At 61.5% G+C, this 15,943-nt stretch carries 17 protein-coding genes; 5 read left to right on the forward strand and 12 right to left on the reverse strand.

The window, feature by feature from the left end; genetic code table 11:
- Positions 1 to 42 precede the first annotated feature (42 nt).
- From PSFL_RS14510 to PSFL_RS14520, 3 genes are all read right to left on the reverse strand, one after another.
- Entirely contained in the window at positions 43 to 675 is a 633-nt protein-coding gene (locus PSFL_RS14510; protein WP_397470202.1) for a LysE family transporter, read from the reverse strand.
- A 71-nt stretch (positions 676 to 746) separates the two neighbouring features.
- Positions 747 to 1,316, reverse strand: coding sequence for a mechanosensitive ion channel family protein (locus PSFL_RS14515; RefSeq protein ID WP_057440468.1), 570 nt, complete (start codon positions 1,314 to 1,316; stop codon positions 747 to 749).
- Entirely contained in the window at positions 1,316 to 3,226 is a 1,911-nt protein-coding gene (locus PSFL_RS14520) for an ATP-binding cassette domain-containing protein (protein ID WP_057960966.1), read from the reverse strand. The genes PSFL_RS14515 and PSFL_RS14520 overlap by 1 nt, the downstream gene beginning before the upstream one ends.
- A 50-nt stretch (positions 3,227 to 3,276) precedes the next feature.
- Here PSFL_RS14520 and PSFL_RS14525 point away from each other — a divergent pair, with 50 nt between their 5' ends.
- Positions 3,277 to 3,741, forward strand: a complete 465-nt coding sequence (locus tag PSFL_RS14525) for a TIGR02444 family protein (protein WP_397470203.1) — start codon at positions 3,277 to 3,279, stop codon at positions 3,739 to 3,741.
- Here PSFL_RS14525 and PSFL_RS14530 read toward each other — a convergent pair.
- Positions 3,738 to 4,868, reverse strand: a complete 1,131-nt coding sequence (locus PSFL_RS14530) for an AlgP family protein (RefSeq protein WP_397470204.1) — start codon at positions 4,866 to 4,868, stop codon at positions 3,738 to 3,740. The genes PSFL_RS14525 and PSFL_RS14530 overlap by 4 nt on opposite strands.
- A gap of 192 nt (positions 4,869 to 5,060) precedes the next feature.
- Between PSFL_RS14530 and PSFL_RS14535 the strand changes: the two genes are divergently transcribed.
- Positions 5,061 to 5,726: an FKBP-type peptidyl-prolyl cis-trans isomerase gene (locus tag PSFL_RS14535; RefSeq protein ID WP_057960977.1), complete on the forward strand. Its 666-nt coding sequence runs from the start codon at positions 5,061 to 5,063 to the stop codon at positions 5,724 to 5,726.
- Between the two features lie 54 nt (positions 5,727 to 5,780).
- On the opposite strand, the gene PSFL_RS14540 is transcribed toward PSFL_RS14535, so the two are convergent.
- The 7 genes from PSFL_RS14540 to PSFL_RS14570 form a co-directional block, all read right to left on the reverse strand.
- Positions 5,781 to 6,239 carry an Rsd/AlgQ family anti-sigma factor gene (locus PSFL_RS14540; protein ID WP_057440472.1) on the reverse strand — a complete coding sequence of 153 codons (459 nt, stop codon included), beginning with the start codon at positions 6,237 to 6,239 and terminating at the stop codon, positions 5,781 to 5,783.
- 204 nt (positions 6,240 to 6,443) lie between these two features.
- Positions 6,444 to 6,965: a disulfide bond formation protein B gene (locus PSFL_RS14545; protein ID WP_057440473.1), complete on the reverse strand. Its 522-nt coding sequence runs from the start codon at positions 6,963 to 6,965 to the stop codon at positions 6,444 to 6,446.
- Between the two features lie 235 nt (positions 6,966 to 7,200).
- Positions 7,201 to 8,442 (reverse strand): heme biosynthesis protein HemY, encoded by a 1,242-nt coding sequence (locus tag PSFL_RS14550; RefSeq protein WP_397470205.1) that lies wholly within the window; start codon positions 8,440 to 8,442, stop codon positions 7,201 to 7,203.
- 5 nt (positions 8,443 to 8,447) lie between these two features.
- On the reverse strand, positions 8,448 to 9,560 hold the full coding sequence (locus tag PSFL_RS14555; protein WP_170044550.1) for a uroporphyrinogen-III C-methyltransferase: 1,113 nt from the start codon (positions 9,558 to 9,560) through the stop codon (positions 8,448 to 8,450).
- A 19-nt stretch (positions 9,561 to 9,579) separates the two neighbouring features.
- On the reverse strand, positions 9,580 to 10,347 hold the full coding sequence (locus tag PSFL_RS14560) for a uroporphyrinogen-III synthase (protein ID WP_057960979.1): 768 nt from the start codon (positions 10,345 to 10,347) through the stop codon (positions 9,580 to 9,582).
- Entirely contained in the window at positions 10,344 to 11,285 is a 942-nt protein-coding gene (gene hemC / locus PSFL_RS14565; protein ID WP_057440477.1) for a hydroxymethylbilane synthase, read from the reverse strand. The genes PSFL_RS14560 and hemC overlap by 4 nt, the downstream gene beginning before the upstream one ends.
- A gap of 138 nt (positions 11,286 to 11,423) precedes the next feature.
- The gene (locus PSFL_RS14570) at positions 11,424 to 12,170 is read right to left on the reverse strand and encodes a LytTR family DNA-binding domain-containing protein (protein WP_057440478.1); all 747 of its coding nucleotides are present in this window, start codon (positions 12,168 to 12,170) and stop codon (positions 11,424 to 11,426) included.
- A gap of 550 nt (positions 12,171 to 12,720) precedes the next feature.
- On the opposite strand from PSFL_RS14570, the gene argH reads away from it, so the two are divergent.
- On the forward strand, positions 12,721 to 14,115 hold the full coding sequence (gene argH, locus PSFL_RS14575; RefSeq protein WP_057440480.1) for an argininosuccinate lyase: 1,395 nt from the start codon (positions 12,721 to 12,723) through the stop codon (positions 14,113 to 14,115).
- A 168-nt stretch (positions 14,116 to 14,283) separates the two neighbouring features.
- On the opposite strand, the gene PSFL_RS14580 is transcribed toward argH, so the two are convergent.
- On the reverse strand, positions 14,284 to 14,943 hold the full coding sequence (locus PSFL_RS14580; protein WP_115129267.1) for a glutathione S-transferase family protein: 660 nt from the start codon (positions 14,941 to 14,943) through the stop codon (positions 14,284 to 14,286).
- A 125-nt stretch (positions 14,944 to 15,068) separates the two neighbouring features.
- Here PSFL_RS14580 and PSFL_RS14585 point away from each other — a divergent pair, with 125 nt between their 5' ends.
- The gene (locus PSFL_RS14585) at positions 15,069 to 15,353 is read left to right on the forward strand and encodes a hypothetical protein (RefSeq protein ID WP_057440482.1); all 285 of its coding nucleotides are present in this window, start codon (positions 15,069 to 15,071) and stop codon (positions 15,351 to 15,353) included.
- A gap of 172 nt (positions 15,354 to 15,525) precedes the next feature.
- Positions 15,526 to 15,780, forward strand: a complete 255-nt coding sequence (locus PSFL_RS14590) for a TIGR02647 family protein (protein ID WP_057440483.1) — start codon at positions 15,526 to 15,528, stop codon at positions 15,778 to 15,780.
- Positions 15,781 to 15,943: the final 163 nt, after the last annotated feature.

Below are 15,943 nucleotides of genomic sequence, written 5' to 3' on the forward strand. Positions count from 1 at the left end.
GCAGGCAAGCCAGCTCCCACAGTTTTGATTGGGCTTGTTCAGTCAGGCCGTGGCGCGATGCAGGCTGGCGAGGAAACCCGCAGCGCCCACGAACAACCCGGCAAACGTGCGGTTCACGCGTTTCTGCTGCTTGGGCGTGCGCAACAGGCGCAGCACCTTCGATGCCAGCCCGGTGTAGCCCGCCATCACGATCATATCCACGCCGATCATGGTCGCACCGAGGATCAGGTACTGAATCAGCAGCGGCGCCTGTGGGTTCACGAACTGCGGCAGCACCGCCAGCATGAACACCAGGGCCTTGGGGTTGCTGGCATTGACCAGGAAACCACGGAACATCATCGCCAGCGGCTTGCCAATCGGGCGGACTGGCGCGTCATCGCTCATGTCCATGGGCAGGGCGCGCCATTGCTTGACGGCCAGGTACACCAGGTACACCACGCCAAACCATTTGATCGCATAGAACGCGGTTGAGGACGTCGCCAGAACGGCGCCCAGGCCGCCCGCCACCACGGCAATCTGCATCGCCAGGCCCAATTGCAGGCCAATGGCGTTCCAGTAACCCCGCAGGAAACCATATTGCAGGCCGCTGGACATGGAGGCGATGGCGCCCGCGCCGGGGGAGAGACTGATAATCCAACTGGCCAGGAAGAAGGCCAGCCATGTGTCGAGCGCCATTACACACCTCGTAGCAAATTCGTTGTCAGCACTAAGCTAACTCCGAGGGCCGAGGGCTGGCTAGAGAATTTTTAAGGTAAAGGGCTGATATCGCTACCGCGCCAGCGGCGTACCGAGCGCTGGAAGAACAGGCTGTTGGGTACTTGCACCACGGCGCTGTCGGTGCCCGCTTCAGCCACTTCGATCAACGTGGTGTACAGCAGGTTGATCGCGATCACCCGGCCTTTGACGCCGGGCTTGTCGACGGTGTCCACCAACTCGACCACATCACCCAGGCGAAACGGCCCAACGGTGAAGATCAGGATCGCGCACAGCAGGTTCGACAGCACCGACCACATGGCAAAGAACGCTACCGCCGCGACGGCCACAAAACCCGAGAGCGCGGTCCACAGCACGGTGGCCGAGACCCCCAGGCGTTCAAGGACGAAGATCAGCGCACTGCCCATGATCAGCCAGCGCAGGCCACCACGCAGGGGCATCAGCAGTTGCGGCGGAAACGGATAGCGCTCACCCAGGCGCGTCAGGCCCTTGGCGACAAAGCGCTGGGCCAGGTAACCGGCCAGCAGGATCAGCAGGATTTGCACGCCGACCCACACCGGTTCGATCCATTGCGCTGGCAGTGGCAGCTGCAAGGCTTCCATCAGGACAGCGCCTCCAACTCCGCTTGCAGGCCTTCCAGCAGTTCGAGGGCTTCCATCCAGGTCTCCTCCAGTTGCCCTTCGCGCACCTTGAGCTTGGCCTGTTCGGCCAGCAGGTCGCGCAACTCATCCTTGCGGGCAGCTTCGTACACCGCGCTGTCGCCGAGGCTGGTTTCGATCTTGGCCAGGCGTTCGTGGACCTTGCCCAATTCGGCTTCAAGCTTGTCGGCTTCGCGTTTGTGCGGTGCCAACTGCTGGCGCAGGGCCGCAGCAGCCTGGCGCTGGGCTTTTTTGTCGGTCTTGTCCGGGTTGACCGGGGTGTTGCTGACCGGCGCGTTGCGCAGACGGTAGTCGGTCAACCAACGGGCGTAGTCGTCCAGGTCGCCATCAAACTCTTCGACCTTGCCATCGGCCACCAGCAGGAAGTTGTCGGTGGTGCTCTTGAGCAAGTGGCGGTCGTGAGACACCACCAGCACAGCGCCACTGAATTCCTGCAGGGCCATGGTCAGCGCCAGGCGCATTTCCAGGTCCAGGTGGTTGGTCGGTTCGTCGAGCAGCAGCAGGTTGGGACGGTCCCAGGCGATCAGGGCCAGGGCCAGGCGGGCTTTTTCGCCGCCGGAGAAATTCAGCACCGGCTCGTCGATGCGCGCACCACGGAAGTCGAAACCGCCGAGGAAGTCGCGCAGGGTCTGTTCGCGCTCGGTTGGCGCCAGGCGTTGCAGGTGCAACAGCGGGCTGGCCTTGGCGTCGAGGGAGTCCAATTGATGCTGGGCGAAGTAGCCCACCACCAGGTTCTCGCCACGGGTCAGGCGCCCGGCCAGGGGTTGCAGCTCGCCCGACAGGTTCTTGATCAGCGTCGACTTGCCCGCGCCGTTGGGGCCGAGCAAGCCGATGCGCGCGCCCGGGGTGAGCTGCAGCTTGACCTTCTCCAGGATGGTCTTGTCGCCATAACCCAGGCGGGCATCCGAGAGGTCGAGCAAGGGGCTGGAGATTTTCACTGACTCGCGGAACACAAAGTCGAACGGCGAATCGACGTGGGCCGCCGACAGCTCTTCCATGCGTTCCAGGGCCTTGATCCGGCTCTGGGCCTGACGGGCCTTGGTGGCCTGGGCCTTGAACCGGGCGATGTAGCTTTCCATATGCGCGCGTTGCGCCTGCTGCTTCTCGAAGGCCTGCTGTTGCTGGGCCAGGCGTTCGGCACGGGCCCGCTCGAACGCGGTGTAGCCGCCGCGATAGAGGGTGATTTTCTTCTGTTCGACATGGGCGATGTTATCGACCACGGCGTCGAGGAAATCCCGGTCGTGGGAGATCAGCAGCAACGTGCCTGGATAACTCTTGAGGAAATCCTCCAGCCACAGGATTGCATCCAGATCCAGGTGGTTGGTCGGTTCGTCGAGCAGCAACAGGTCCGAGGGGCACATCAGCGCCTGGGCCAGGTTCAGGCGCATGCGCCAGCCACCGGAGAAGTCGGCAACCGGGCGGTCCATCTGTTCGTTGGTGAACCCGAGGCCGGCGAGCATTTTGCGCGCGCGGGCGTCGGCGGTGTAGCCGTCGGCACTGTCGAGTTCCGAGTGCAGGCGGGCCTGGGCGGCACCGTCCTGGGCTTTCTCGGCCTCGGCCAGGTCGTGTTGCACCTGACGCAGACGCAGGTCGCCATCGAGCACGTAGTCGATCGCGATGCGGTCCAGGGTGTCGATCTCCTGGCGCATATGGGCGATACGCCAGTCGGCTGGCAGCAGGCAGTCCCCGGAATCCGGGGTCAGCTCACCGAGCAACAGGGCGAACAACGTGGATTTGCCGGCGCCATTGGCACCGATCAGGCCGGCTTTGTGACCGGCGTGCAGGGTCAGCTCGGCGTCTTCGAGAAGACGTTGCGGGCCACGCTGTAATGTTAGGCTTTGAAGTCGGATCATAATGGCGGCGGAGTCTACCAGCTTCGTTGGCCGCTGGCTTGGGTGTGAACATGTGCGCTGACCTGTGGAGCTTTGCCCTCTCGACCTACGCCCGTACGGGCGCTGAAGATGCCTGCCTGCGCTTGCAGGAGCAAGGGGCGGATGTGTGTCTGTTGTTGTGCGGGCTGTGGCTGGAACAGCGCGGGGTCGCACTTGAACCTGGACGCGTGCAGGCGCTGCGAGCAATCGCCGATCCCTGGCAGGCAGACGTTGTGGAGCCCTTGCGCAGGGTGCGCAAGCAATGGCGCGCCATGGCGCAGCAGGATGTGGGGCTGGGAGCGTTGCGCGAGCGGGTCAAGGCCCTGGAACTGGAAGCCGAACAGCAGTTGCTGTTACGTCTGGAAGCGCTGGCACAGGCTTGGCCAACGGGAGAACGCGCCACGCATCCGACATGGCTTGAAGGACTGGCGACCGAAGCCGCCAACCTTGACCACGACGCGCTGCTTCAGCTGCGCGCCGCGGCCACCGGCACTTAGGAAGCGCTGGTTGGGGTGGTGCCTGGTGCTACCGGGGCAGGCGTGCTGCTGGCCGGTGCAGTGGTAGCGGCTGGCGCTGCCGGTGCGGCAGGAGTCGCTGGCTTGGCAGCTGCTGGAGCTGGCGCGGGTTTGGCAGCTGCAGGTTTGGCAACCGGCTTGGCTGCTGGTTTCGCAGCAGCAGGTTTGGCAGCTGGCTTGGCCGCTGGTTTTGCAGCAGCAGGTTTGGCAGTTGGCTTGGCCGCTGGTTTTGCAGCAGCAGGTTTGGCAGCCGGCTTGGCCGCTGGTTTCGCAGCAGCAGGTTTGGCAGCTGGCTTGGCCGCTGGCTTTGCAGCAGCAGTTTTAGCAACTGGCTTGGCGGCTGGTTTCGCAGCAGCAGTTTTAGCAGCTGGCTTGGCGGCTGGTTTCGCAGCAGCAGTTTTAGCAACTGGCTTGGCGGCTGGTTTCGCAGCAGCAGTTTTAGCAGCAGGCTTGGCGGCTGGTTTCGCAGCAGCAGTTTTAGCAGCAGGCTTGGCGGCTGGTTTTGCAGCAGCAGTTTTAGCAGCAGGCTTGGCGGCTGGTTTTGCAGCAGCAGTTTTAGCAGCAGGCTTGGCGGCTGGTTTTGCAGCAGCAGTTTTAGCAACTGGCTTGGCGGCTGGTTTCGCAGCAGCAGCTTTAGCAGGCGCTTTTTTAGCAGCAGGCTTGGCCGCAACTTTGGCCGGCGCCTTGGCCGCAACTGCCTTGGCTGGTGTACGAGTGCTCAACACTTTGGCCACAGCTTCTTTCACACGACCCACGCCCTGCGCCAGTTTCAGGCTCTCTTGGGCATCGCGCTTGAGTTGAAGGATGTAGGTGCGGGTTTCGGATTGACGATCCTTGAGGGCATCGAGCAAGTCCTCAAGTTCTTTGACGGCGCCCTTGGCTTTGGTTTGCGCCTTGGCTTTGCCGGCGGTCGCGGCGTCTTGCAGTTTAGTGCGGGATTTGTGCAGTTTTTCTTGAGCCTTGCCGCGTTGTTTTTCCAGCTTGGCGAGCAATTTCTCTGCATCAGCCAAGGCTTGGGAGCAAGCACTTTCCAAATGTTCGAGCAGGCTGCCCGAGAGTTGTTGGAGCAAGTGCAACGGGGTATTAACAGGCTTCTGTTTGGCCGACATGGTTTACCTCCTGGCTGACGTGGGTGCGGCTCATACTAGCCCTCTGCTCTTACCGCCGCTAGGGCATGTTGACAGTATCGAATGCGTTGCGTTGCACCGCACAAAAAATCTTATTGATATAACGAAAAACCGCTCCGGTTTTTGCCCATCCACACTGGCATAATCCACCGCACTTTCGGCTGGAGAACACCCATGTCGCGTTACCTTTTTTTCATCCTGGGTTTGTCGCTTTCAGTGGCCAACGCAAGTGAGCCGACGGCGTCCAAAGACAGCCACGATCTGGCCTACAGCCTGGGCGCCAGCCTAGGCGAACGCCTGCGCCAGGAAGTCCCCGACTTGCAGATCCAGGCCTTGCTCGAAGGTCTCAAGCAGGCCTATCAAGGCAAGCCCCTGGCCCTGGATGACGCACGTATCACACAAATTCTTGCCCAGCACGAAGCACAGGCCAGCGCCGAGGCCCAAGTGCCGCAAAGCGAAAAGGCCCTCGCCGCCGAGCAACAATTCATGTCCACGGAAAAAGCCCGGGCCGGCGTGCGCGAATTGGCCGACGGTATCTTGCTCACAGAGTTGGCCGCCGGCAGCGGGAAAAAGCCGGGCGCCCGTGACAGGGTTCAAGTGAAGTACGTGGGGCGATTGCCCGATGGGACGATTTTCGACCAGAGTGCCCAGCCCCAATGGTTTCGCCTGGACAGCGTGATCAGCGGCTGGCAAAGCGCATTGCAACAGATGCCGGTTGGCGCGAAGTGGCGCCTGGTCATTCCATCGGCCCAAGCTTATGGCGCAGACGGTGCGGGTGAGCTGATCGCGCCTTACACGCCACTGGTTTTCGAGATTGAGCTGCTCGCAATCGGTAGCTGAACCCAACGAAAAACGGTGCGCCATGCGCACCGTTTTTTGTCTTGCCGCTGAGGCTCAAGCCTGGGTTGCAGGCTCTTCCTTGTGGGCGTTGTGCAGCACTTCGATCAGGCAGTCTTCTAGTTCGAAGCGCTCATGGAGCAGGCCGCCCAGCTCTTTGAATTTTTCGGCAACGCACTTGCCTTTGTCGCAAAGGTCGTTAAAGGCCAGGAGTTTTTCGGTGATGACATCAATGCGCGGGTAAATAGTCTCGGCCAAGTCCAGGCCACGCTGGTCGTCGAAGGCCTCGGCCTCCTTGGTCAATTGCTCATAGACCCCGAAGTGACCTGCCGAGACGTAATCCACCAAGACACCACAGAAGTCCTGCAGAGATCCACGGTTCTCAGCCAGCGCTTCGGGCTTCTCACCGAGAGCATCAAAGGCTCGAACCAATTCGTGACGTGCCTTCAACCAGCTGTCGATCAGCTTATGCACACCACCCCAGCGTTCCTGAGCATTCTGACAACTTTCCAACATGATGATCTCTTCCCTTATGGGCGGTGCCGCTTTTGCCCGCGCAACACTTCGAGGATAAAGCGGCACCGGACAACGCCGCATCGAACAAACTGTTTCAATAACGCGTGCGGGCCAGATTATGCCCGCATGACTATGGCTTCAAGGTACGCAGACCAGAAAGTTCATACAAGTGTTTAATCCCATCCTACGAGCCAACAACCCCAATCAGTGCTTCACAAACCGCAAACCCTGACCGGACAACAGGCGTGAAAACTGCGTCCCTCCCAGGATGAGCATGGCAATGAAGAACAGCAGGCTCCATTCCGGGATGCTCAAGTCGAACAACGTCCAGTTGATTTCCACACAGTCGACGGTGCCCTTGAATGCCAGTTGCAGGGCTTGCCCCAGCGTCAGGTTTTCGATCATGTATTCCAGGCTTGGCCAGCAGTTGGGCATCTGGTCAGGCGGGATATTCTGCAACAGCACCTGGCGCACCGCTGTCACTGCGCCGAGCAATGCACAGCCCATGCTCGCCGCCCAATACAGGTAAATGCCCACACGCCTGGGGCCATGGAGCGTCGCTATCAGGTTGATCAGGGTGAACACCGCCAGCAGGCTGCGCTGGATCAGGCACAGGAAACAAGGTCGCAGCAATGCCCCATATTCCAGATAAAAAGACGCGCCCAACGTCAGCACACCGGCCATGAACGCCAGGAAGAACAAGGAGCGTGAGGGGGCCAAAGACATTGTTTATCCGCAACGCAAGAGATAGGTAGTTACGGTAGAGGAAAGACCTTACCCCTTTCAATACGCGCTGGAGCAGACGCTTCCGTGAGATCGCAGGGATATACCGTCAGAAGGTAGGTAACTTTGCGTGGCTCAGTGTGGGAAACCACCTCAGCCCCTGAAACGCCCCTAACCAAGGGGATTTGAAGGGCTGGCTGCCAGATGTTTCCCAGCCAACCCTTCAAAAAATCCTACGTCAAACCCGTGCAGGCACCGGCAGCGGTGAAGCCAGCAGACGGCTATCCAGCAGCCCAAGGCCTTCCTGGAACAGCTGATTACTGCGCTCGGTATCACCCAACTGCGCCAGCAACCGCGCCAACTCGGCGCAGGCCTCGGGGTTGCGCTGCACTTGCAGGCTGCTTTCCAGATAGTCCCGCGCCTTGCCCCACAAACTGTTTTGCAGGCAGAGCCGACCCAAGGTCAGCAACAGGCTGGCATCCCCCGGATGATCCTTGAGCCAACCTTCGGCGAATTTCAGCTGGCGTGCCGGATCGCTACCGCGCAACAGGCCATACAACCGGATCAGGTGGCTGTCATAACCGCGCTTGAGCGCCACACGCAACGCCTCTTCGGCCTTGGCATCGGCGCCCAGCTGACGCAACTGCTCGGCATAGGCCAGCACCAGTTGGGGCTCCTGGCGCTGGACCGAGGTCAACTGCTGCCAGGCCCGCTCAAGGGATTGCAGGCCGGCTTCACCGTGCTCTTCACGCTGGACCGCCAGGCTCAGGTTTTCACCCCAGGCCCGGCGCTCCAGATCTGCCAGTTCGGCGGCAGGCAGCACTTTGTCCTTGCGCAGTTCTGGCAACAGGCGGATCACCGAAGACCAGTCACCGCGCTGCTGGTGCAAGCGCTGGAGTTGACGCAATACCTGGGGGTTGTGCGGATGGCGTTCATGCATGGCCTGCAGCGTCACCAGGGCGGCGTCGGTGTCGCCACGGTCCATCTGCAACTGCGCGTGGCTCAAGGCGATGGCCAATTCGGCCTGGGGCTGACGCTCCAGGGCGCGCTCCAGCAAGCCGTCGGACTCTTCATAACGCCCCTGCTCGTTGGCGGCCCGGGCCGCGCCAAGGTAATACAGCAGCGGCTGGCGCTCGGCTTCTGCAGCACGGTGCAGGTGTCGCTCGGCGCTGGCCCAGCGGCCTTCCGCCAGGTCCATCTGCCCCTGCTCGATGGCGACCTGCACCCGTCGGCTGCGATTGCGGCGCGACCAGGGATTGACCACGCCACCAGAGGTTGTCACCAGCCCCAGCAGCACCCGCAGCAGATAGATCGCCAGGCCGACGACAAACACCGCCACCAGGGTCGACCACAGGCCAGACTCGTAATGCAGCACATGGGGATAGGTGATCAGCACATAGCCGGTGTGTTTCGAGATGCCTACCGCCAGCGCCAGGGCGAGGGCAATCGCCAGCACCAGGATCACATAGAAACGCTTCATCGGCTTTACTCCTGGGTCGCCGGCTTACCGGCGGAAGCCTTGGCTTCATCGGCAGACAGATGGCGGCGTTCAAGGTAAGCCTGCACCGCAGACAAGCTCGCGGCGAGGTCCGGGGTCACCACCGAGACGGCCTTGGGCTCAAGCTCGGTGATACGCGCCAGCATGGCCTGGCTTTGCGGGTTGTCCTGGTTGAAGTTGTCTTGCAAGACGCTGCGCGCCTCGCCCAACGCACGGGCGTACACCGCCGGTTCGCCATTGAGCGCCGCCCATTGCGCCTGCTCCAGCGCCAGGCTCAGGGACAGTCGCACCTGGTTCAAGCCTTGGCCTGCCAGCAGCGGGCGGATGTTATCGTCGGGGTTGAAGTCGATCCGGAAGTAGCGGGAGATCTGTTCCCACCATTGGCTCCAGCGACTGTCCGTGTCGGTGCTCGGACGGCCCTGTGGGCTCTCTTGCAGCTGATATTCCGGGGACACGGCGGCCAGTTGCACCACCTGGTCCCGCAGCGCCGCCAGTTGCAGGTACAGCCCGGTACGGTCTGGCTGCTCGACGCTGCGCAAGGCCGCCAAACTCTTGGCCAACTGCTCACGGGCGGCGTAGGAACCGGGATCGCTCTGCTCGCGCAGGATCTCATCGGCGCCCTGCACCAGCGCCTGGGCACTGTTGATATCCTGCAAGGCCGACAGGCGCAGGCTGGCCAGACGCAGCAGATGCTCGGCCTCGGCCAGGCGCCAATCCTTGCGGCTAGCGCCCAGGACGGTTTCCAGACGCTGATTCAGGCGTTGCTGGTCGCCCTGCAATTGCGCCACCAATCGACGGCGTTCTTCCAGCTCATCAGCACCCGGCAATTGCGCCAGGCGCGCGGCCAACTGCTGTTGTGCCTGCTCAATACCCTGGGCTTGTTCATCCAGGGTACGCACCTGCCCCAACTGTTGCTGACTGCTCGCTTGCAGGGCCCGGACCTGCCAGAGCCCCCAGCCGCCGGCCGCAACACCGGCGGCACCGAGCAGCAAGGCGAAGACCGCCAGGCCGTTGCCACGGCGCGGCGCAGTGACCGGGGTCTCAACAGGCGCATCAAGCGCGGGCTGAGCTTCATCTTTAGGCAAGGCTGTTTCGCTCACGTGTCCATCCTTTGCGTTATTAGAGAGTGGGAACGGGCTGGCTCCGTAACGCCACTAGCAAAGCCGCGGCACTGGCACCGCGGCAATCCACAACTTTTTCCGCGCCCGCCGCCCGCGCCATTTCGGCGACGCGTGGGCTGGGCACGAACAACGGCAACTGTGCCACGCGTGGCCAATGGGCGCCGGCAAGGCTTTGCAAATGCAAAAAACCCTGCCCACTGCTGACCACCAGGCCGTTCAAGCGTTCCACAGCAATGCGCTGGGCGAGCACATCCGGGTCGTAGGCCGGCAGAAACCGACGATACAACTCCAGATAATCGACACTAGCACCTTGGCCGCGTAAACGCTCAGCCAGCAACTCTCGCCCACCCTGCCCGCGCAGGATCAATACCCGGGCATCGGCAATGGCGACAGCCTCGCGCAACCTGGGCACTTCAAGCAAGGCTTCGCTGTCATCTCCAACCTCGGGGTAGCTCACATCCAGGCCTTGGTCAGCCAGAACCTGGGCCGTTGCTGCGCCGACGCTGAACCACGGCAACGCCGGCACCGCTGGCGCGTACTGATCGAGCAATTGCAGCGCCACGCGTGCGGCCGGCTTGCTTACCACGATCACCGCGCAGTAGCGATCCAGGCCCTGGAAAACCGCCTGGTGCTCAGGAGTGATGGGCAAGGGTTCGGTTTCCAGCAACGGCAGGCAGCTGCTGAAGATACCGGCTTCGGACAACGAGGCCGCCAGGGCTGCCGATTCCTCGGCAGGCCGCGTCAGCAGCACACGCCAACCGGTCACTGCGGACCGGCCTCGCCATAGACTTTTTGCAGAATGGCGCCGGCGCCTTTGGCCAGCAATTCTTCGGCAACCTTCACACCCAGGCTGGCGGCCTCGGCTTGTGGCCCGCGGATTTCAGCGGTGAGCAGTAAACCACCGTCGGGATCGCCCACCAGGCCGCGCAGCCAGAGGTTGTCACCCTCAAGAACCGCGTAACAGGCGATCGGTACCTGGCAGCCACCGTTGAGGTGCTTGTTCAGGGCGCGTTCGGCGGTGACGCGAATTTCGGTTTGCTGATGATCGAGAGGCTTGAGCAGCGCCTGGATTTCACGGTCTGCGGTACGGCATTCGATACCGACGGCCCCCTGCCCACCGGCCGGCAAGCTGTCTTCGACACTGATGGCCGACGTGATGCGGTCTTCAAAGCCCAGGCGAATCAGGCCGGCCGCCGCCAGGATGATCGCGTCGTACTCGCCGGCATCCAGCTTGGCCAGGCGGGTATTGACGTTGCCCCGCAGGAAGCGGATCTGCAAGTCCGGGCGACGGGTCAGCAACTGGGCCTGGCGACGCAGACTGGATGTGCCGACGATGCTGCCCAGGGGCAACTCATCAAGGGAGGCGTAGGTGTTGGACACGAAGGCATCGCGCGGGTCTTCACGCTCGCAGATGCAATACAGGCCCAGGCCTTCGGGAAAGTCCATCGGTACGTCTTTCATCGAGTGCACGGCGATGTCGGCTTCATTCTCCAAGAGCGCGGTTTCCAGCTCCTTGACGAACAGCCCCTTGCCGCCGATTTTCGACAGTGGCGAGTCGAGCAGCTTGTCGCCGCGACTGACCATGGGCACCAGGGACACCGTAAGGCCCGGATGGGCTTGCTCAAGGCGGGCTTTGACGTATTCGGCCTGCCACAAGGCCAGGGCACTTTTACGGGTGGCGATGCGGATTTCGCGAGAGGACATGGATCAATCCGTACTGAATAGATACGGCAGATAATAACAGCTCAGGCAGAACCGCCTTGATTTGAATCAGCAAGTGCGGGGCCTCCCTGGCCGCGTCACTCCGGGATTCGGGGCATGCAGGTCGCTCAAGCCCTCGGGCTAAAGCTGCTGCATCATTTTGCGCACGCCTGCGACATGGCGTCGGCTGACGATCAACGCATCGCCGTTGAGCCCTTTGAGGAACAACTGGAAATGCCCCAGGGGCGTGCGTTGCAGGCGCTCGATACGCTCGCGGGCCACCAGCGCATTGCGATGGATGCGCACAAAGCGCTCGCCAAATTCGTCTTCCAGGGCCTTGAGCGGCTCATCGAGCAGCACTTCGCCGACCTCGTGGCGCAAGGTCACGTACTTGTGGTCGGCGATAAAATAAATCACCTGGTCCACGGGAATCAGCTCGATGCCCTTGCGGGTCCGCGCGCTGATATGGCTACGCGGGCCGTTGCCACTTTGCGCTGCGGGCTGGGTCAAGGCGCCGAGTTGGGCGCGATTGGGTCGCTCAGCCTTCTTCAAGGCCTTGAGTACCGCATCGGCAGCCACTGGCTTGACCAGGAAGCTGACACCGCTGGCCTCCAGGGCCTGGGAGGGAAACTCCTCTTCACTGGCACAAAGTACCAATGCCGGCGGCGACTCGCGCTCGCTCAAGCGGGCAGCTACCTGCAGGCCATCAAGGCCCGGCATGGCGATATCGAGCAGCACCACATCCGGCTTCAGGCTTTCGATCAAGGCCAATGCCTCGTCGCCACTGCAAGCGCTGGGTTCAAGGACACTGTATCCCTCAAGCTCACTGACCATACGGCTCAGTCGCTCGCGGGCTTGGGGTTCGTCATCAACGATCAGGACATTCATATTGCGCTGGATTCCTGCGTGAGTCTCGCACAAGGATAGCGTAGACAGGTGCGGTGACTTCCGTCACGGCGATCCACGCTAAGACTAGCGCGAGCGGCAAAAAGTGCCCCGAGAGCGACACCAATATTTACCCGGACCTGTTCAATACCGCCCATAACCCGATACCGCAGGGCATCGTCATAGGGTTTGCTGATACACAATATGAACACCCCCTCTACTTTAAGGTTAGCCTGGAGTTCGACCTCATTGCCTGGCATTGGTGCAGTGCACCCCTGTCAGTGCAACTGTAGACGCTCATGAAGACGACATTGCTCAATCGTCAAATATCGTTTCAATAAACATCCTTTGTTTACCTCAGGAACCGGCCGGGTTAAACCCCCGCGTCACTCCCACCTCCAGTCTCATCCCGGACGCGGCAGACGGCAAGGCACTTTGCCATCCAGCAAACAAATAAAAATGCCGACGCGGCGTATCAACGCCTCCATCAGCAACCCTGTTATTATCGGCGGCACACTTTCATGCCTCTTTTAAGCAGATCACGAGCGAATCCATGAGCACCGACAAGACCAACCAGTCCTGGGGCGGCCGCTTCAGTGAGCCCGTCGACGCCTTCGTCGCGCGCTTCACCGCCTCCGTCAATTTCGACCAGCGCCTCTATCGCCACGACATCATGGGCTCCATCGCCCACGCCACCATGCTGGCCAAGGTCGGCGTGCTGACCGATGCCGAGCGCGACAGCATCATTGACGGCCTGACCACGATCCGTGGCGAAATCGAGGCCGGTACCTTCGACTGGCGCGTGGACCTTGAAGACGTGCACATGAATATCGAGGCGCGCCTGACCGACCGCATCGGCGTGACCGGCAAAAAACTGCACACCGGGCGTAGCCGCAACGATCAGGTGGCCACCGATATCCGCCTGTGGCTGCGCGATGAAATCGACTTGATCCTGGCCGAAATCACCCGCCTGCAAACAGGTCTGTTGGAGCAGGCAGAGCGTGAATCGGACACCATCATGCCCGGCTTCACCCACCTGCAAACCGCGCAGCCTGTGACCTTTGGCCACCATCTGCTGGCCTGGTTCGAAATGCTCAGCCGCGACTACGAGCGCCTGGTCGATTGCCGCAAACGCGCCAACCGCATGCCCCTGGGCAGCGCCGCGCTGGCCGGCACCACCTACCCGATCGACCGCGAATACACCGCGCAACTGCTGGGTTTCGACGCCGTGGGCGGCAACTCCCTGGACGGCGTATCGGATCGCGACTTCGCCATCGAGTTCTGCGCCGCCGCCAGCATCGCGATGATGCACTTGTCGCGATTCTCCGAAGAGCTGGTGCTGTGGACCAGCGCGCAGTTCCAGTTCATCGACTTGCCAGATCGTTTCTGCACCGGTAGTTCGATCATGCCGCAAAAGAAAAACCCCGACGTGCCAGAGCTGGTGCGGGGTAAGAGCGGCCGTGTATTCGGCGCACTGATGGGCCTGCTGACCCTGATGAAAGGCCAGCCTCTGGCCTACAACAAGGACAACCAGGAAGACAAGGAACCGCTGTTCGACGCCGCCGACACCCTGCGCGACTCGCTGCGCGCGTTTGCCGACATGATCCCGGCGATCAAGCCCAAGCACGCCATCATGCGCGAGGCGGCCCTGCGCGGTTTCTCTACCGCCACGGACCTGGCGGACTACCTGGTGCGCCGTGGCCTGCCATTCCGTGACTGCCATGAAATCGTTGGCCATGCGGTGAAATACGGCGTGGATACTGGCAAGGATCTGGCGGAAATGAGCCTGGAAGAGCTACGCCAGTTCAGCGACCAGATCGAGCAAGACGTGTTTGCGGTACTGACCCTGGAAGGCTCGGTCAATGCTCGCAACCATATCGGCGGCACGGCTCCAGCCCAGGTCAAGGCAGCCGTGGTGCGCGGCCAGGCCCTGCTCGCCAGCCGCTAAAAGCATCGCAGGCAAGCCAGCTCCCACCTTTGACCGTGGCCTTCAATCACCTCGGTCAACTGTGGGAGCTGGCTTGTGTGGGAGCTGGCTTGCCTGCGATAGCATCACCTTAGTGTCACTGACACACCGAGGTGCCTGCATCGCGGGCAAGCCCAGCTCCCACATTTATTACTTCTTCGCCGCGACCATCGCCATAAAGGCCGGCATCGCCGCGTCCTTGTCCGCCGCCACTCGCTGGGCGTTGGGCAGGTCTTGCAGCGTCTTCAGCAAAGCCTTGGCCTTCGGCAACTCAGCCAGCAGATCCAGGCCGAACAGCTTCCCACCGACCGCGCACGCCAAGTCCACGCTGTACATGAAGTACACATCAGCAAGCGTAAAACGCTCCCCTGCCACATACGGCGCAAACTTGCCGTGCCGCCCCAGCGAAGCAACCCCTAACAGCAACTCGGCCTTGGCCTTGTCCTTGATCGCCTGCGGTACCGGCATGCCAAAGAACGCCTCGCCATAGCAAGCCCGGGCCGGCAGTTCGATGTACAACTCGATTTCCCTGCACAACGCCAACACCTGGGCACGCTGGAACGCATCGCCTGGCAGCAGGGCCGGGCCCGATTGCGTCTGTTCGAGGTACTCGAGAATCACGCTGGTTTCGTTGATAAAGCCGTTTTCCACCTTCAGCACCGGCACCTTGCCGCGCGGGCTCACCGCCAGGGCTTCAGGGGTTTGCCCGGCATAAAACGCCACTTCCTCGAAGGGCAGGCCCTTTTCCAGGAGCGCCAGCTTGACCATGTTGTAGTAGTTACTGACCGAAAATCCGTAGAGCTTGAGCATCACAAAGCCTCCAGGCCGTGCAGGGGTTGGCTGGTTAGGTTATAGAACGTGACGCGCCACCTGACCAGCAGCATCACCGGGCTGAATGGAGGTAGACTGGCGCCCTTTCCTGACAGGAGGCAGCCATGAGCGAGCCAACCGATATCGACAACGACGACGAAGAGTTCGCCGAATCCACCTTGACCCAAGCGATCGAAAACCAGATCGAAAGCGATAACCCGCCGGCGGCCAAGGCCACATTCAACAAGCTGACCCTGGTGGGCTACGAGCGCGAAGACATCCTGAACCTGATGGCTCACGTGCTGGCCGTGGAAATCGACGCGATGCTGGAAGAAGACCGGCCGTTCAACACCGACTGGTATGAAACCGCCCTGCGCGCCCTGCCAGAGCTGCCGCCGGAAAACCAGTAACCCTGCCCTTGCTCGCGAAAAACCTGAGCGCGCCGCGTTTCTCCAACTGCCCCGGGTCAACGTTAACGCTTTTCGCGAGCAAGCTCGCTCCTCCAGACTGGACAGTTCGCCCAAGTACGTTCACCTTAGGGGCTGCTAGCGTCTGACAATTCCTAGAACGTCTGGAGTCCTTATGTCGTATACCCCTGAGTTGGTTGCCGAACTGGAAATCCTTGCACTTTTCAACCTGGGCAGTTCCCAGGAAGGTCTGAAAGTCCATCAGACCGCTGCTCCCACTGCCATTGCTGCGGCCAAACGCCTGTTCGAGAAAAAACTGATCGACCAGCCAGATGGCGGCTACCTGACCAGTCTGGGCCGCGACGCAGCAGAACAAGCGCAAACACTGCTGACGATCCTGACCACCGCTACCACCAAAGAAGCCGCCTGACCCACCGTATCGCCCACGGAATCCTCTGTTCACGGATTCCGCGGGCACTTCTGCGCCGACGATAAAATTCTGGCGCCAAAAACAAATTCCCCTTAAACCTCCTACGATTCTGTCTGTAAACTCCTACACGGCCGCCCACGCCGGGCCTGCGAGCCGTTGAGTT

The organism is Pseudomonas sp. DD1 (assembly GCF_044510355.1).
Classification (GTDB): domain Bacteria; phylum Pseudomonadota; class Gammaproteobacteria; order Pseudomonadales; family Pseudomonadaceae; genus Aquipseudomonas; species Aquipseudomonas shahriarae.

Bases quoted from the DNA above. Each gene is read 5' to 3' on its own strand.
- PSFL_RS14540 (WP_057440472.1), bottom strand. From the start codon at position 6,239: ATGTTGGAAAGTTGTCAGAATGCTCAGGAACGCTGGGGTGGTGTGCAT.
- hemC (WP_057440477.1), bottom strand. From the start codon at position 11,285: ATGTCCTCTCGCGAAATCCGCATCGCCACCCGTAAAAGTGCCCTGGCC.
- PSFL_RS14570 (WP_057440478.1), bottom strand. From the start codon at position 12,170: ATGAATGTCCTGATCGTTGATGACGAACCCCAAGCCCGCGAGCGACTG.
- PSFL_RS14520 (WP_057960966.1), bottom strand. From the start codon at position 3,226: ATGATCCGACTTCAAAGCCTAACATTACAGCGTGGCCCGCAACGTCTT.
- PSFL_RS14515 (WP_057440468.1), bottom strand. From the start codon at position 1,316: ATGGAAGCCTTGCAGCTGCCACTGCCAGCGCAATGGATCGAACCGGTG.
- PSFL_RS14585 (WP_057440482.1), top strand. From the start codon at position 15,069: ATGAGCGAGCCAACCGATATCGACAACGACGACGAAGAGTTCGCCGAA.
- argH (WP_057440480.1), top strand. From the start codon at position 12,721: ATGAGCACCGACAAGACCAACCAGTCCTGGGGCGGCCGCTTCAGTGAG.
- PSFL_RS14545 (WP_057440473.1), bottom strand. From the start codon at position 6,965: ATGTCTTTGGCCCCCTCACGCTCCTTGTTCTTCCTGGCGTTCATGGCC.
- PSFL_RS14590 (WP_057440483.1), top strand. From the start codon at position 15,526: ATGTCGTATACCCCTGAGTTGGTTGCCGAACTGGAAATCCTTGCACTT.
- PSFL_RS14510 (WP_397470202.1), bottom strand. From the start codon at position 675: ATGGCGCTCGACACATGGCTGGCCTTCTTCCTGGCCAGTTGGATTATC.
- PSFL_RS14525 (WP_397470203.1), top strand. From the start codon at position 3,277: ATGTGCGCTGACCTGTGGAGCTTTGCCCTCTCGACCTACGCCCGTACG.
- PSFL_RS14580 (WP_115129267.1), bottom strand. From the start codon at position 14,943: ATGCTCAAGCTCTACGGATTTTCGGTCAGTAACTACTACAACATGGTC.
- PSFL_RS14535 (WP_057960977.1), top strand. From the start codon at position 5,061: ATGTCGCGTTACCTTTTTTTCATCCTGGGTTTGTCGCTTTCAGTGGCC.
- PSFL_RS14550 (WP_397470205.1), bottom strand. From the start codon at position 8,442: ATGAAGCGTTTCTATGTGATCCTGGTGCTGGCGATTGCCCTCGCCCTG.
- PSFL_RS14530 (WP_397470204.1), bottom strand. From the start codon at position 4,868: ATGTCGGCCAAACAGAAGCCTGTTAATACCCCGTTGCACTTGCTCCAA.